General features: G+C 61.9%; 15 protein-coding genes and 1 tRNA gene. 7 read left to right on the top strand and 9 right to left on the bottom strand.

Annotated features, from left to right (window positions below; translation table 11 throughout):
* Nucleotide 1: 1 nt before the first annotated feature.
* The 7 genes from HRU92_RS05700 to HRU92_RS05670 all read right to left on the bottom strand — a co-directional run bounded on the left by HRU92_RS05700 (nucleotide 2) and on the right by HRU92_RS05670 (nucleotide 5,123).
* On the bottom strand, nucleotides 2-586 hold the full coding sequence (locus tag HRU92_RS05700) for an NADH-quinone oxidoreductase subunit B (protein ID WP_127753040.1): 585 nt from the start codon (nucleotides 584-586) through the stop codon (nucleotides 2-4).
* Entirely contained in the window at nucleotides 577-942 is a 366-nt protein-coding gene (locus tag HRU92_RS05695; protein ID WP_127753039.1) for an NADH-quinone oxidoreductase subunit A, read from the bottom strand. The genes HRU92_RS05700 and HRU92_RS05695 overlap by 10 nt, the downstream gene beginning before the upstream one ends.
* 271 nt (nucleotides 943-1,213) lie before the next feature.
* Nucleotides 1,214-1,780 (bottom strand): outer membrane beta-barrel protein, encoded by a 567-nt coding sequence (locus tag HRU92_RS05690; protein WP_164854804.1) that lies wholly within the window; start codon nucleotides 1,778-1,780, stop codon nucleotides 1,214-1,216.
* A gap of 245 nt (nucleotides 1,781-2,025) precedes the next feature.
* Nucleotides 2,026-2,583, bottom strand: a complete 558-nt coding sequence (locus tag HRU92_RS05685; RefSeq protein WP_127753037.1) for an outer membrane beta-barrel protein — start codon at nucleotides 2,581-2,583, stop codon at nucleotides 2,026-2,028.
* A 281-nt stretch (nucleotides 2,584-2,864) separates the two neighbouring features.
* On the bottom strand, nucleotides 2,865-3,407 hold the full coding sequence (locus HRU92_RS05680) for a porin family protein (protein ID WP_172123302.1): 543 nt from the start codon (nucleotides 3,405-3,407) through the stop codon (nucleotides 2,865-2,867).
* Between the two features lie 71 nt (nucleotides 3,408-3,478).
* Nucleotides 3,479-4,141 carry a peptide-methionine (S)-S-oxide reductase MsrA gene (gene msrA, locus HRU92_RS05675; RefSeq protein ID WP_349236737.1) on the bottom strand — a complete coding sequence of 221 codons (663 nt, stop codon included), beginning with the start codon at nucleotides 4,139-4,141 and terminating at the stop codon, nucleotides 3,479-3,481.
* Nucleotides 4,142-4,310: 169 nt separating this feature from the next.
* A complete protein-coding gene (locus tag HRU92_RS05670; protein WP_173087784.1) occupies nucleotides 4,311-5,123 on the bottom strand; it encodes a DUF1206 domain-containing protein in 813 nt (270 codons plus the stop codon).
* A 315-nt stretch (nucleotides 5,124-5,438) separates the two neighbouring features.
* Here HRU92_RS05670 and HRU92_RS05665 point away from each other — a divergent pair, with 315 nt between their 5' ends.
* Complete coding sequence (locus HRU92_RS05665; RefSeq protein ID WP_127753034.1) at nucleotides 5,439-5,900, top strand: MucR family transcriptional regulator; 462 nt, start codon at nucleotides 5,439-5,441, stop codon at nucleotides 5,898-5,900.
* 133 nt (nucleotides 5,901-6,033) lie between these two features.
* Here the strand turns inward: HRU92_RS05665 and HRU92_RS05660 are convergent.
* Nucleotides 6,034-6,110 (bottom strand) — tRNA-Asp (locus tag HRU92_RS05660).
* A 590-nt stretch (nucleotides 6,111-6,700) separates the two neighbouring features.
* Complete coding sequence (locus tag HRU92_RS05655) at nucleotides 6,701-7,288, bottom strand: hypothetical protein (RefSeq protein WP_172123300.1); 588 nt, start codon at nucleotides 7,286-7,288, stop codon at nucleotides 6,701-6,703.
* Between the two features lie 457 nt (nucleotides 7,289-7,745).
* On the opposite strand from HRU92_RS05655, the gene HRU92_RS05650 reads away from it, so the two are divergent.
* From HRU92_RS05650 to mnhG, 6 genes are read left to right on the top strand one after another with little or no spacing between them, the layout of a single operon-like run.
* Nucleotides 7,746-10,691 (top strand): monovalent cation/H+ antiporter subunit A, encoded by a 2,946-nt coding sequence (locus HRU92_RS05650; RefSeq protein WP_172123299.1) that lies wholly within the window; start codon nucleotides 7,746-7,748, stop codon nucleotides 10,689-10,691.
* Complete coding sequence (locus tag HRU92_RS05645; RefSeq protein ID WP_172123298.1) at nucleotides 10,691-11,032, top strand: Na+/H+ antiporter subunit C; 342 nt, start codon at nucleotides 10,691-10,693, stop codon at nucleotides 11,030-11,032. Before HRU92_RS05650 ends, HRU92_RS05645 begins: the two co-directional genes overlap by 1 nt.
* Nucleotides 11,029-12,657, top strand: coding sequence for a monovalent cation/H+ antiporter subunit D (locus HRU92_RS05640; RefSeq protein WP_172123297.1), 1,629 nt, complete (start codon nucleotides 11,029-11,031; stop codon nucleotides 12,655-12,657). The genes HRU92_RS05645 and HRU92_RS05640 overlap by 4 nt, the downstream gene beginning before the upstream one ends.
* A complete protein-coding gene (locus HRU92_RS05635) occupies nucleotides 12,654-13,142 on the top strand; it encodes a Na+/H+ antiporter subunit E (RefSeq protein ID WP_172123296.1) in 489 nt (162 codons plus the stop codon). The genes HRU92_RS05640 and HRU92_RS05635 overlap by 4 nt, the downstream gene beginning before the upstream one ends.
* Nucleotides 13,139-13,420 (top strand): K+/H+ antiporter subunit F, encoded by a 282-nt coding sequence (locus HRU92_RS05630; protein WP_127753029.1) that lies wholly within the window; start codon nucleotides 13,139-13,141, stop codon nucleotides 13,418-13,420. The genes HRU92_RS05635 and HRU92_RS05630 overlap by 4 nt, the downstream gene beginning before the upstream one ends.
* Nucleotides 13,417-13,797, top strand: a complete 381-nt coding sequence (gene mnhG / locus HRU92_RS05625) for a monovalent cation/H(+) antiporter subunit G (protein WP_172123295.1) — start codon at nucleotides 13,417-13,419, stop codon at nucleotides 13,795-13,797. The genes HRU92_RS05630 and mnhG overlap by 4 nt, the downstream gene beginning before the upstream one ends.
* Nucleotides 13,798-13,928: the final 131 nt, after the last annotated feature.

Here is a 13,928-nt window from a genome sequence, read left to right as displayed (position 1 = left end):
CTTATCGCTCGATGGTACCGGTGCGGCGGATCTTCTTTTGCAGCAGCAGAATGCCGTAAAGAAGCGCCTCCGCGGTTGGGGGGCAGCCAGGAACATAGATGTCGACCGGCAAGATGCGATCGCAGCCACGCACCACCGAATAGGAATAGTGGTAGTAGCCGCCGCCATTGGCACAGGAGCCCATGGAGATCACATAGCGCGGCTCGGGCATCTGGTCATAGACCTTGCGCAGGGCCGGAGCCATCTTGTTGGTCAGCGTGCCCGCCACGATCAACACGTCAGATTGGCGTGGAGACGCGCGCGGTGCGGTACCGAACCGCTCCACGTCATAGCGCGGCATCGACATCTGCATCATCTCGACGGCGCAGCAGGCCAGGCCCGTCTGCATCCACATCAGCGAGCCGGTACGTGCCCAATTGATCAACTGGGAAACGCTGGAAACCAGGAAGCCCTTGTCGGCCAGCTCGTCGGTCACATCCGTGAAGAACGGATCGTCGGCGCCGGCCGGCTTGTTGGTGCGCGGGTCGATCAGGCCACTGGGACGAGGCGTCACCAGCGTGCCGTTGTTTTGTTCACTCAATCCCATTCAAGTGCACCTTTCCGCCATTCATAGAGGAAGCCGACGGTCAACACGCCCAGGAAGATCATCATCGACCAGAAGCCGAACCAACCCACATCCCGGAAAGCCACGGCCCAGGGGAACAGGAACGCAACTTCAAGATCGAAGATGATGAAGAGAATCGAGACGAGATAGAATCGCACATCGAACTTCATGCGGGCGTCGTCAAAGGCATCAAAGCCCGCCTCAAAGGCCGATACTTTTTCTGGATCGGGGCGCTTCACTGCAATCAGGAACGGCGCGATCAGCAGTGACATGGCGATCAAGCCAGCCAAACCGACAAAAAGCACGATGGGCAGGTAGTTGCTGAGCAATTCAGTCATGCGGCAGCCTGTGTTCAAGACCCGACCGGGCGGTCGGTTTGCGCGCCGGCAGCGCAAGCAATTGGGGCGAGCGACGCGGGGCGAAATTGATGCCTCCGCTTAGACCTTCCACCCGGTTGTTTCAAGGGAAAGAAAATCTGATCTAACAGATCATGTATAGGCGAGCAGACGTGCCGACGTTTCGACCGCTTATTTAGTGCAGAGCAGGCAAAAGAAAAGGCCCCGCAATGCGGGGCCTCAACACTAGACCGTCATCAAACAGTCGGCATTCTTAGAAGTGGTAGAACACACCAACGGTGGCCTTGCCAGCAGCGAAGAAGTCGTCGTTGCCGTCGATGTCATCGTCGTCGTCCAGGTTGCCCAGGCCGAGAACTTCACCACGGAGCGACACGGAGTCGGTCAGGGCAACTTCAACGCCAGCGCCGAGAGCATAGACGCCCTGTTCGTCGTCGCCACCAACGGTGGAGCCGAGACCACCAGCTGCGTAGATCAGGACCGAGTCGGTCAGCAGAGCGCCAACGCGACCGAGGGCCAGGATCAGGCCGGCATCATCGTCGCCGTCCAGGAACAGGTAATCAGCCTGCAGCTCGATACCGACAACGATCGGATCGGCAACGGTGAAGTTCACACCGATGATACCGCCGACCAGGCCGGTGGTGTCGACGTCGTCGGCAAAGATGCCGCCGGCTTCGATACCAGCATAGAGGCCATCCCAGCTGAAGCCGGCAGCTTCATAGATTGGCTCTGGGGTGGTTGGGATGATGAGATCGGCAGCCTGCGCGCCGACCGAAGCAACAACGGCGATGGAAGCGCCAAGGAGAAGAGAACGAATGGCCATTAAAGCCCCCATATCAAGGAAGAATACGAGAGTAGTGGGGCAAGTACAGATTCGCCGCAAGGGCGATTGTGGCCTTCCGGGTCGGCCGGGCAACGCTTGTTGGCAGCTGTTGCACTAAGGCCGCACTGTGGCAGGTCGTGTTAACACCTTGTTAAAACCAAAACGGCGAACCGCGGTGCGGTTCGCCGAATTGGGTTTGCAAGTTTGTGCTGGCAGGGCGTCACCGCCCTGCCCGCTTGCAGATCTTAGAAGTGGTAGAACACGCCAACGGTTGCCTTGGCAGCGTTGAAGAAGTCGTCGTTGGAATCGTCGTCGTCGTCGAGCGAGCCGAGACCAAGAACTTCACCGCGCAGCGACACGGAGTCGGTCAGAGCAACTTCAACGCCACCGCCGAGAGCGAAGACGCCTTCTTCGTCGTCACCACCAACAGTGGTGCCAACGCCGCCAGCTGCGTAGACCAGGACCGAGTCGGTCACAACGGCGCCAACGCGGCCGAGAGCCAGGATCAGGCCGGCGTCATCGCCGTCCAGGAACAGGTAGTCAGCCTGCAGCTCGATACCGACAACGATCGGATCGGCAACAGTGAAGTTCACACCAACGATACCACCGACCAGGCCGGTCGTGTCGACGTCGTCGGCAAAGATGCCGCCGGCTTCGATACCAGCATAGAGGCCATCCCAGCTGAAGCCAGCAGCTTCATAGATTGGCTCTGGAGCGGTTGGGATGATGAGGTCGGCAGCCGAAGCGCCGGAAACGAGGAGCGCCGTAGCGGCGACACCGAGGGTAAGCGAACGTACAAACATAATCTTGCACTCCCATAGAGTTAACCGTAGTCGACGGCTTAGATGCCTCACTACAATGCGCGAGGCAACCCTATGGTGACGCAAAAATGGCACCGCAGCTAACACCTGGTGACCATTCGGGGGTCGGTGTTGCCAGAATACCGCGCTTTTGGCTCAGTTTGATACAATTGGGCAGGCGGCAGCAAGAATTCTGGCGGCAATGTGTCACAACCGAGGCAGCTTGGCGACTCAAATTGTGAAGAATGCAGGCAGATTCGCGCGCTCACCGGCAAATGGGGCACTCAGAAGTGGAATCGCGCCCCGAGGGTGACCTGATCGCTTGATTCCTCTCCTGCGATCGGGAACCCATGGAGATACTGCGCCTCGACCGTTACGCTCTCGCTTACCGCGAACTCGAGGCCTCCACCCAGCAGCACCTCTTCTTGTTCGGGCGCGCCCCGGTCGATCCCATAGCCTCCGGCGGCATAAACCAGCACGTCATCGGCGACGATCAGGCCGGCGCGGCCCAGGATCTGCCCGTAGCTGGCTCCCCCCACATCCCCGGAAAGCCCCTGCACGGAGACTTCCGCCCCCACGAGATAGAAGTCGAACTGGAGATTGACGCCAGCCTGGATGCCAAGCATGGCTTGGGTGTCCGAACCGGTGGCGCGCGCGCCACCATAGATGCCAGCGTAAAAGCCGCTCCAATCGAATGGAGCCTCTTCATATAAGGGCAAGGCGGCCGGGGTGCTGGTTTCCACGAGGATCGGATCAGCCGCATGCGCTGCGCTCACCCCGAGAAGGGTCAGCAGCACCGGTACAATTAGCTTTCCCGTTCTGGCCATGGCGTGCGTCCTTGCCTGGCCAACCAACGTGGCGGCCACGCAGCAGTTCCTCTGCCCGGCAAATGTGCTCTTTATAGGGTACCCACGAGTACGGGCTCCTCGCGGAACCGCTCGGGAAAGAGTGCCTTGAGCGCGGTGATCTTGGGCAGGTCATGCACCGCAATGTAGGGCCAGGTTGGATTGAGCGTCAGAAAGTCCTGGTGATATTGCTCGGCCGGGTAGAACGCCATCAAGGGCTCCAGCGTCGTGACGATCGGGCCTTCGAACAGTTCGGCACCATCAAGCTGTTTGATATAGGCAGCCGCGATTCGCTCCTGCTCAGGGTTTTGCACGAAGATGGTCGAGCGATACTGGGTGCCGTGATCGGGCCCCTGGTAGTTCAGTTGCGTCGGATTATGGGCAACGGAGAAATACACCTGGAGCAGATCGCCATAGCTCACCACGGAAGGGTCATAGGTCACTTCAACCGCTTCGGCGTGCCCCGTGGTCCCGCTGCTGGTCAGATCATAGGTCGCGGTTTCGGCCGCGCCACCGGAATATCCCGATACAGCCTTGGTAACGCCCTCCAGGTGCTGGAACACCCCCTGCACCCCCCAAAAGCAGCCGCCGGCAAAGACTGCCACGGCGGTGTTGCCGGTTTGGGTCAAGTCGACCGTAGGTGGGGGAATCTCCACGGCCTTTTCCTGCGCCATCAGCGGGGCGCAGAACCAGGCCAGGGCTAGCAGGGGCAATATAAAGAGAGTGGCCCAAAATCCGGTTGAGCTAGAGGCACGCAAGGCAGCAGCGGAACGGTTCGATGGCACGGGATGATCCTCTCGGGCGGCTGGGCCGCATTGCCCAACAATATGGAGCCGGCCACGCCAGAGTTCACGGGGCTCACCACAAGGTGAAATTGCCGCCCGGCTAGGTCAAGGCCGCGGCCGCCTGGCGGAGATCGGGCGCGTCAATGCGCCGGTAGCGGGCCTGCACCAGACCATAAAGCCCGAACGCCACGAGGCCCAGCGCAGCCAGACCATATAGAATGCGGCCGAACGGCAGGTGGCGGATATAATCGAGGGCTTCGGTTGTGCTCCCAGCTTGCTGCGGATCGACCGCCAGCGCCGCAAACACGAACAATACGCCCACCACTGCAAACAGGACGCCCCGCGCTGCCAGGCCGAACAGGCTCACTGCATGGATTTTGCCGGCATGTTCGGCCGGAATGGAAAGGCGGTCTTGGTACTTCTTGGAGTAACCGCGCCAAATCTGGAACAAGCCGCCACCAATGATGGCGATCCCCACCGCGCCGACCAGCCAGCGGCCGAAAGGTTGTCCCATCAACCAGGCGGTCATGCTGTCTTCGCGGTTGGAGCCGCCCTGCCCACCCGCTCCCAGGGCGAGGCTTGCTGCGGCGATCGCCAATGTAGCGTTACCCGCCGCGCTGATCAGGCTGGCGGCCCTGGCGCCCAGACCCTTGGCATCGCTGCCGTGGTGATCGGCATCGAGAAAGGCCTGCGCCAGCCGCCACGCCACATAGCCAAACAGGCCCACCGCCACTGCGCTCAGCAGCACTCGCCCAAAAGGCGCGCCCAGGAGGTTCCCCAAAGCATTCTCGTTACTGGCTTGCTGGCCTGCGCCATAGAACGCGCTGGCGAGCGCCAAGCCGCCGAGCAGGACATAAACAATCCCGCGCGCCGCATATCCCCACCGCGCCAATAACTCGAACTTGTTCTTCATGCCGCTCTCCAAATCAGGCCTGAGGAACTGCCTGCACGCGAGCAGGTTCCCTTCGCCGATCTCGGGGAGCGCACTGGCTGCATCAAAGGGACTTCTACCCATTGAACGCCTGGCAAAGCCCGAGGTGATGCTCTGCGAGCAGTACCGCTGCTGATTGGCCACCTGGGGTGACGATCGGCGACAACCTCAAGAACACCGCCTAGCGCCCCGGACCCAAGCTCCCTCGCCTCAGCTATGCTGGCTAATCACCTAATGACTTTTGTGGAGTGGGTGAGCGCGGAAAAAACGCCAATTCTGGGCCGGTGAACTCACCGAATGAACATGACTGAACCGCTCACCAAAGCTCAGGTCTTTCAAGCCGCCGCGACCGTTGCCAGTGGCTATTTCGCTGGCAGTCCCACCGCTTTGGCGGAGGTTGGGCCGGCCTTTGCCAAAATTCTCCAGATCGTGGCTGCGGCCGGCGGTCCGGGTGGCAATATCTCGGGCCTCGAGCCCGCGGTCCCGTTCGATCAATCCATCAAGCGCGACTTCATCATCTGCATGGTCTGCGGAAAAAAGCTGCGCAGCCTCAAGCACCATCTGCGCTCGCTCCACAGCCTCACCCCAGAGCACTACCGCTCGATGTGGAACCTGCCCGACAACTATCCGATGGTCGCCGAAGAACTGTCACTGGTGCGCTCCGACATTTCGCGCAAGACCCAGGCCGACTTCAAGGCCGCGCACGGCATGTCCCTGCCCCGCGCCAAGCCACCGCGACGCCGGCAACGCAGCGCCTAGGCAGGCACCACAGCCCAAAAAGACAAATTCTAGGCGTCGCAGAAGCCCGAGAATATCTGTAATGAAGGGGATCGGGCCACCTGCCCGCACAACGCGCCCCCTTCCAAAGTCTCGACAAGATCAAGAAGAAGGGTGGCGCGAGAGACGGGGCTCGAACCCGCGACCTCCGGCGTGACAGGCCGGCGCTCTAACCAACTGAGCTACTCCCGCAGCGGCAAACTGTCTGTCTGCGCAACGTGTGGTGGATGTACCCAGCGCCCCCTGCCAAGTCAAGCAGCCAAAACCGTTTCGGCGAGAAATTTCGCTTGGCCTGCAGCGCTGTGGATAACTTTGCGCTCGCGCTACCCGAGCCTCGCCGGCCTTCTGTCACCCCTCAGCAAAAGGCGCCGCAGATCAGCCCCGGATGTCTCAAAACAAATCATCCCGCAGCTTGGCGCGAGCGACGGCGCCGGCATGAACTGCCCAAACAAAGTGCTGGCTTGCACACGCCCGCGCCAAACAAGCCGCCGGCCGTTTTCTTGGACCGTATCAGACAGCCCTAGCCGTAGCGCTGCTTTCCAGGCGCTGCAGTCGGCAAAATTGCTTGCCGCAACACGCCCGCACCCTCACGCCAATGGCTTCAGCTCACCTCGGGCGGTGGGACACAAAAAGAACCGGTCCGCCGATCCGGGATCGACATTTCCGTCAGGAAAGCCCGATTTTTCCGTCGCCGTGCCATCCAACGCGGCGAATCTGCGCGGAATCAGCCGCGCTGCCCCCGACTCGCACGGCGTCGGCTCATTCATCGCTCGGCCAAGAGGCTAAAGCTTGAAGCGCAGGCCCAGCGTCGCCGCGTTTGACCCGTCGATCTCGGCGATCACTCCATACCCTCCCGAGCGGTGATGAATGCGGGCAAACATTTCGAGGTCCGGGAAGTCGGCATGCGATACGGCAATTTCCGGGCCCATATAAAAGAGCACCGGTACGTTCCGGTCGATCCAGCCGGCCCGCTCCTTTTCGACCCCGATAGTGTCGGACACCATCGAGATGCCGCCGGTGATCGCTGGCGAGATGGTGACATCGCCGATGGTCACGCCATCGTTCTTGAGCACCACCCCCGTCCAGATCTCGGCTGATGCTTCCTGCCCCACCCGCATCCCCACCCCAAGCTCGAGGCCAAAGTGAAAATTGGCCGGCAGGTCGGCAACAAAGGTCTGGTAGCCTGCCCCCACGAAATAGTTGTCTTCATAATGGGGCCGCCAGAACGCGGCAGTTTCCCAGACCCACTCGTCCTGAAAGCGTCCCCCGAAAATAAAGACGTTTGAGCCATCGGTAATTGGTCCGGCATAGCTCGGCGCTGCTGACAATGCAGCCACGGCAATGCAGGCCCCGATTTTGGCACGGTACATATGCAATACTCCGCATGCCCCCCGCCCAACCGTACCGGCTACGCCGGCCATGGGCAATAAATCTCCCGGTGATTGTGAACGCATAAGGTAAAGCTGGCGTTCTGCCTTGGGGACTGGCGCCACTGCCCCGAGCGCAGCCCACTGCTTGATCACCATTTTCGGAGGGAAAGTGTCTGGGAAAACGGCGCCACAGCGAAAATGCCGCCCGCTGCTCCTGGCCGTATTTCGGATGGGGTCCATCCCTGCCGCTGCGGGAGATAATCGCCCCGCCAGGGTCATGATCTCGGGTTGGAGCGGGGCGGCCGGGCCAAAGGACTGGTCGGGGTGCCAACAAGTTGCAGGCCAGGACAAGCGCTTCCGCGACAATGTTTCGGGTTGCGCTGAGCTGCTACTCCAGTAACAAGCATCTGGTATCCCAGCCTCCCCCCAAAACTACTCAAAGGTGCCCGCCCGGACAATGACCCCGTCTGTTTTGCTGATCGCGGTTCTGCTCTTGCCCTTCATGGCTGCTATTGTCGCAGCGGTGTTGCCCTCAAATGCGCGGAACGCGGAAGCGTGGCTGGCGGGTGCCGTGGCGGCACTGGGCTTTGCCGCCATGGTCTGGCTGTTCCCCCAGATCGGCGATGGCGATGTGATCCGCCACGAGATCAGCTGGGTGCCGGCACTCAATCTCAATCTCGTGCTGCGGCTGGATGGGTTTTCCTGGCTCTTCGGGGTTCTGGTCACCGGCGTCGGGTTTTTGGTGGTGCTTTATGCCCGCTATTATATGTCGCCCAATGACGCGGTACCGCGCTTTTTCGCGTTCTTTCTGGCCTTTATGGGCTCGATGCTGGGCCTGGTGCTCTCGGGCAACATCATCCAGATGGCAGTGTTCTGGGAGCTGACCTCGATCACCTCGTTCCTGCTGATCGGGTACTGGTTCCATCTCGGGCAGGCGCGCGACGGCGCGCGCATGGCCCTCACTGTCACCGGACTTGGCGGCCTGTGCCTGCTCGTCGGCATGCTGCTGATCGGCCATATTGTGGGCAGCTATGACCTTGATGTGGTGCTGGCTTCGGGCGATACGATTCGCAATCACCCGCTTTACCTGCCTACCTTGCTGCTGGTGCTGATGGGGGCGCTGACCAAATCGGCCCAGTTCCCGTTCCATTTCTGGCTGCCCCACGCCATGGCGGCCCCCACCCCCGTTTCGGCCTATCTGCACTCGGCGACGATGGTGAAGGCGGGCGTGTTCCTCCTTGTCCGCTTCTGGCCAGTTCTGGCCGGCACCGACCAATGGTTCTGGATTGTCACCTCCGCCGGACTGATCACCTTGGTCTTTGGGGCCTTCGTCGCCATCTTCCAGACCGATCTCAAGGGCCTGCTGGCTTATTCAACCATCAGCCATCTCGGCCTGATCACCGCCCTTTTGGGCATGTCGACCCCGCTCGCGACCGTGGCAGCGATCTTCCACATCGCCAATCACGCGACCTTCAAGGCTTCGCTCTTCATGGCGGCGGGCATCATCGACCATGAAACCGGCACCCGCGACATCCGCAAGCTCAGCGGCTTGTTCCGCTACATGCCCTTTACCGCCACCCTTGCGATGGTCGCCAGCGCCGCCATGGCCGGAGTGCCGCTGCTCAACGGCTTTTTGTCCAAGGAGATGTTCTTCGCCGAAACGGCGCAGCGCGACGCCAATCCCTTTGTCAACATTGCCCTGCCTGCTGCCGCCATTCTCGGCAGCCTCTTTGCCGTCACCTATTCGCTGCGCTTCGTGCTGGGCGTCTTCTTCGGTCCCCCGCCGCAGGGCCTGACCAAAGTGCCGCATGAGCCCCCGGCGCTGATGCGCCGGCCCATCGAAATTCTCGTTCTGCTTTGCCTTGTCGTGGGCGTAGTTCCCGGCATCACTATCGGCCCCTATCTGGCGGCGGCCGTGGTTTCGGTCACCGGCCCCGACACCCCTTATTACAGCCTCTCGGTCTGGCATGGCTGGAACTTTGCTCTGTTCATGAGCCTGATCGCCCTGGTCGGCGGCGCCCTGCTGTATTGGGCGCTCCATGCTTATCTGCAAAAGGGCATCGAAGGTCCCCCGCTGCTGCGCCGGCTCAAGGGCAAGCGCATCTTCGAGCGCATCATGCTTACCGTCACCTCCAAATGGGCCCGACGGCTGGAAAGCTTGTTCGGCACGCGTCGGCTGCAGCCGCAATTGTTTCTGCTGTTTTTCGCCGCCACGGCCGCTGCAGCCGTCATCCTTGCCGGCCGCTTGGGACGGCTCGAACTGGGGCTCGACGGGTTCGATCCGGTGTTCGCCCTTCTTTGGCTCATCGGCATCGTTTGCGCCGTCACTGCCGCGCAGCAGGCCAAGTTCCACCGGTTGGTGTCGCTGGTTCTTCTGGGCGGCACGGGCCTTGTCACGTGCATGACCTTTGTTTGGTTCTCCGCGCCCGACCTTGCCGTCACCCAGCTCCTCGTCGAGATCGTCACCACCGTGCTGATCCTCCTCGGCCTGCGCTGGCTGCCCAAGCGGGTCGAGGACATGCGCGACGTGGTGGTCCTGCGCCGAGCCCGCTTCCGTCGCTATCGCGATCTCGCCCTGTCGCTGGTGGCAGGCCTCGGCCTCGGTCTGCTGTCCTATGCGGTGATGACGCGCCAGCTCCCCAACGGCATTTCCGAGTTCTTCCTCGAAAACGCCTACAAGCTTGGCGGCGGCACCAATGTGGTCAATGTCATGCTGGTGGATTTCCGCGCCTTCGATACGCTGGGCGAAATTACCGTCCTGGGCATTGTAGCCGTCACGGTCTTTGCCATTCTGCGCCGCTTCCGCCCTGCGGCCGACTCGATCGACAAGCCCGAGCAACAGTTGATCCAGAATGCCTTCGATGACCGGGCGCCCGAGCGCAGCCCGGGCGACACAGTCAATGAATACCTGCTGATCCCCGCCGTGATCATGCAGTGGATGTTCCCCGTCATCATCGTTCTGGCCCTGCACCTGTTCCTGCGCGGCCATGATCAGCCCGGCGGCGGCTTTGCGGCTGGCATCGTCATGTCGATCGGCTTCATCCTGCAATATATGGCAGGGGGCACGCGCTGGGTGGAGGACCGCCTTCGCATCTTGCCCGTACGCTGGATCGGCAGCGGTCTGCTTCTGGCGCTGCTGGTGGGCATGGCTTCCTTCGTCTTTGACTATCCCTTCATGACCACGGCATTCCAATATGCCGACCTGCCGCTGATCGGCCGGGTGCCCTTGGCAAGCGCGCTGTTATTTGACCTTGGCGTGTTCAGCCTCGTGATCGGCGCGACCGTGCTGATCCTGATCGCCCTTGCTCACCAGTCGATTCGTTCGCCCAAGCCCGCGCGGCGACCCGTGCCGCCGGTGCCCGAAGCGGAAGTGTCGGCCGATGCACCGGTGGAGGCTCGCTGATGGAACTCGTTCTTGCAATCAGTATTGGCGTCTTGGCCAGCTGCGGCGTTTACCTGATGCTGCGCCCGCGCACCTTCCAGGTCATCATTGGCCTGTCGCTCCTGTCCTATGCGGTGAACCTCTTCATTTTCGCCATGGGCCGCCTCAAGATGAACGGCGCGCCCGTTCTGGGCAAAGATGGCGTGGTCGACCCCAGCCTTTATGCCGATCCCGTGCCGCAGGCCCTGGTGCTGACGGCCATCGTCATCGGCTTTGCCATGACGGCGCTGTTTCTTGTGGTGCTGCTGGCCGCGCGCGGTTTGACCGGAACCGACCATGTCGACGGGAGGGAACGGCGGTGACCGGCTTTATCGATAACCTGATCATCCTGCCCATCCTCTTGCCCATGGCCACCGGTGCGCTGCTGCTGATGTTCGATGATCGCCTGCGCAATGCGCGGGCGCTGGTCAGCCTCGGCTCGACAGTCATGCTGCTGGTGGGCTCGGTCCTGCTCGTGATGCAGGCCAATGCCCAACCCACCGGCGCGCTTGCCGTTTACGAGCTTGGCAACTGGCCGGCCCCCTTTGGCATCGTCCTTGTAGCCGATCGCCTTTCGGCCATGATGGTGCTGGTGACCGCGATCCTTGGCATCTCGGCGCTGGTGTATTCCCTTGCCCGCTGGCACTCCGCGGGCAGCAGCTTCCACAGCTTGTTCCAGTTCCTCTTGATGGGCGTCAACGGCGCCTTTCTCACCGGCGACGTCTTCAACCTCTTTGTGTTCTTCGAGGTGATGCTGGCCGCCTCCTATGGTCTGGCCCTGCACGGCCAGGGCGCCGCGCGCGTCAAGGCCTCGCTGCACTATATCGCCGTCAATCTGGCCGCCTCCTTCCTGTTCCTGATCGGGGCGGCGCTGATCTATGGCGTCACCGGCACCCTCAACATGGCCGATCTCGCGGGCAAGGTCGCCAACATCGCCGAAACGGATCGGGGCCTGCTCGAAACCGGCGCCGCCATTCTGGGCGTCGCCTTCCTGATCAAGGCGGGCATGTGGCCGCTCGGCTTCTGGTTGCCCACCTCCTATGCAGCAGCCGCCGCACCGGTCGCGGCGGTCTTTGCCATCATGACCAAGGTCGGCGTTTACGCCGTGTTGCGGATTTCGACCCTCGCCTTCGGGGCCGAAGCGGGGGTTTCCGCTGGGTTCGGAAACACCGTTCTCTTGATGGGCGGCCTTGCCACCCTCGCCTTTGGGACCATTGGCGTGCTGGCCGCCCAGACGACGTCCCGGCTCGCCGGGTACAGCGTCCTTGTCTCTTCGGGCACCCTGCTCGCCACCATGGGCATGGGCAATGCCGGCGCCACCAGCGGCGCGCTCTTTTACCTCGTCGTCTCGACCCTCGCCATCTCGGCCTTCTTCATGCTGGTGGAACTGCTCGACCGGGTGCGTATTGAAGGCGCTGATGTGCTCGCCGTCACCATGGAAGCCTATGGCGATGACGAGGAAGGTGATGAAGAAGACGAAATCGGCGTCGCCATTCCCGCGACCCTCGCCGTACTCAGCATCAGCTTTGGCCTTTGTATCCTGCTGATCGCCGGCCTGCCGCCGCTGGCCGGTTTTGTGGCCAAGGTCGCGATCATCTCCGCCATCTTCAACCCCGATGGCCTTACTCAAACCGCGCCCATTCCACCCTCCGCCTGGTGGCTCACCGCCTTGCTGATCTTTTCCGGTTTTGCGGCGCTTGTGGCGCTGACCCGCACCTGGATCAACACCTTCTGGGCCACCATGTCCGAACGCCCAGCGCCGGTCCGGGTGATCGAGATCGCCCCGGTGCTCCTGCTCCTCTGCCTCACTGTCGCGACCACCATCCTGGCCGGACCTGCCCTTAGCTACACCCAGGCCATCGCCGACCAGCTCTACACCCCCGCGCCCGTAATCGAGGAAGTGCTGGAGCCACCCGCGCCGGGTCAGCTGGTGGAGGTGGTGCCATGAGAAAGCTGCTGCCTTACCCCATCCTGTCGCTCAGCCTTCTGGTGCTGTGGCTGCTTCTGCAGCAGTCCCTTGGCCTCGGACAAATCCTGCTTGGCGCCGTCATCGCCGTGCTGGCCGCCCGTGCCTTTGCGGCGCTTGAGCCCCAACAGCCCCGCGCCCGTAAGCTCGGCAGCATTTTCCGGCTCGCCGCCTATGTGGTGGTTGATGTGATGCGCTCCAACCTTGCCGTCGCCAGCATTGTGCTACGGGATCGGCACCACCAGCGAACCGCTGGCTTCGTCGTCATGCCGCTGACGCTGCGCGACCGCTCAGGCCTTGCCATTCTCGCCTGCATCATCACCGCGACGCCTGGCAGTGCCTGGCTCGAATATGACGCTGTGCATGCCACCGTGCTGATCCATGTGCTTGACCTCGTTGATGAAGCGACCTGGATCGATACCATCAAGAACCGCTATGAGCGTTTGCTGCTGGAGATTTTCCAATGAGCGCAGCCATTCTCCATTGGTGCCTGTTGCTGTCGCAATTGCTGGTCGGCCTCGCCTTGATCCTTGCCACCTACCGGATGATCCGCGGGCCCCGCGCGCAGGACCGCATTCTTGCGCTCGATGCCTTTTACGTCGCCGCCATGCTCATGCTGGTGCTGTTCGGCATCCGCATTGGCTCCAACATTTATTTCGAAGTGGCTCTGCTGATCGGGGCCCTGAGCTTTGTCGGCACCGTCGCCCTGGCCAAGTTCCTCATGCGCGGCGAGGTCATTGAATGAGCGAAATTCCTGTTTGGCTCGCGGTCTTGGTTGGCGGCCTGTCCATTCTGGGCGCCGCCTTCACCCTCCTGGGCTGCATCGGCTTGGCTCGCTTTGACAGCTTTTACGCCCGCATCCACGCGCCGACCCTCGGCACGAGCCTTGGCAGCATCGCGATTCTCCTCGCTTCGATAGTCTACTTCACCGTGTCGGCCCAGCGCCCGGCCGTGCATGAAGTGCTGATCCTGGTGTTCGTGTCGATCACGACGCCCGTTACCCTGATGCTGCTGGCCCGCGCCGCGCTGTACCGCGACCGCGCGGAACGCAGCGGCGACGTTCCGCCGCAATGGGGCCAGGATATCGTGGTGGAACGCACCGACGCCCCGACCGAGGGCTGAGTTCCCTTCGCTCTGCGCCGCTGCCCTCCTGAGCGGCACGGCGTCCCACACTGGCTTGACTTTAGTTCTGTTGCGCCTACCTTGGGTGCATGAACCCTTGTTTCAACATCCTCCACGCGTTTGCTCGCCGG

This window comes from Devosia sp. 1635 (assembly GCF_013185955.1).
Lineage (GTDB): Bacteria > Pseudomonadota > Alphaproteobacteria > Rhizobiales > Devosiaceae > Devosia.
This window is presented reverse-complemented; position numbering and strand designations above follow the sequence as displayed.

What these genes read in the sequence shown, in the direction of transcription:
- HRU92_RS05700 (WP_127753040.1), bottom strand. Translation starts at nt 586, where the DNA reads ATGGGATTGAGTGAACAAAACAACGGCACGCTGGTGACGCCTCGTCCC.
- HRU92_RS05695 (WP_127753039.1), bottom strand. Translation starts at nt 942, where the DNA reads ATGACTGAATTGCTCAGCAACTACCTGCCCATCGTGCTTTTTGTCGGT.
- HRU92_RS05690 (WP_164854804.1), bottom strand. Translation starts at nt 1,780, where the DNA reads ATGGCCATTCGTTCTCTTCTCCTTGGCGCTTCCATCGCCGTTGTTGCT.
- HRU92_RS05685 (WP_127753037.1), bottom strand. Translation starts at nt 2,583, where the DNA reads ATGTTTGTACGTTCGCTTACCCTCGGTGTCGCCGCTACGGCGCTCCTC.
- HRU92_RS05680 (WP_172123302.1), bottom strand. Translation starts at nt 3,407, where the DNA reads ATGGCCAGAACGGGAAAGCTAATTGTACCGGTGCTGCTGACCCTTCTC.
- HRU92_RS05670 (WP_173087784.1), bottom strand. Translation starts at nt 5,123, where the DNA reads ATGAAGAACAAGTTCGAGTTATTGGCGCGGTGGGGATATGCGGCGCGC.
- HRU92_RS05665 (WP_127753034.1), top strand. Translation starts at nt 5,439, where the DNA reads ATGAACATGACTGAACCGCTCACCAAAGCTCAGGTCTTTCAAGCCGCC.
- HRU92_RS05655 (WP_172123300.1), bottom strand. Translation starts at nt 7,288, where the DNA reads ATGTACCGTGCCAAAATCGGGGCCTGCATTGCCGTGGCTGCATTGTCA.
- HRU92_RS05650 (WP_172123299.1), top strand. Translation starts at nt 7,746, where the DNA reads ATGACCCCGTCTGTTTTGCTGATCGCGGTTCTGCTCTTGCCCTTCATG.
- HRU92_RS05645 (WP_172123298.1), top strand. Translation starts at nt 10,691, where the DNA reads ATGGAACTCGTTCTTGCAATCAGTATTGGCGTCTTGGCCAGCTGCGGC.
- HRU92_RS05635 (WP_172123296.1), top strand. Translation starts at nt 12,654, where the DNA reads ATGAGAAAGCTGCTGCCTTACCCCATCCTGTCGCTCAGCCTTCTGGTG.
- HRU92_RS05630 (WP_127753029.1), top strand. Translation starts at nt 13,139, where the DNA reads ATGAGCGCAGCCATTCTCCATTGGTGCCTGTTGCTGTCGCAATTGCTG.
- mnhG (WP_172123295.1), top strand. Translation starts at nt 13,417, where the DNA reads ATGAGCGAAATTCCTGTTTGGCTCGCGGTCTTGGTTGGCGGCCTGTCC.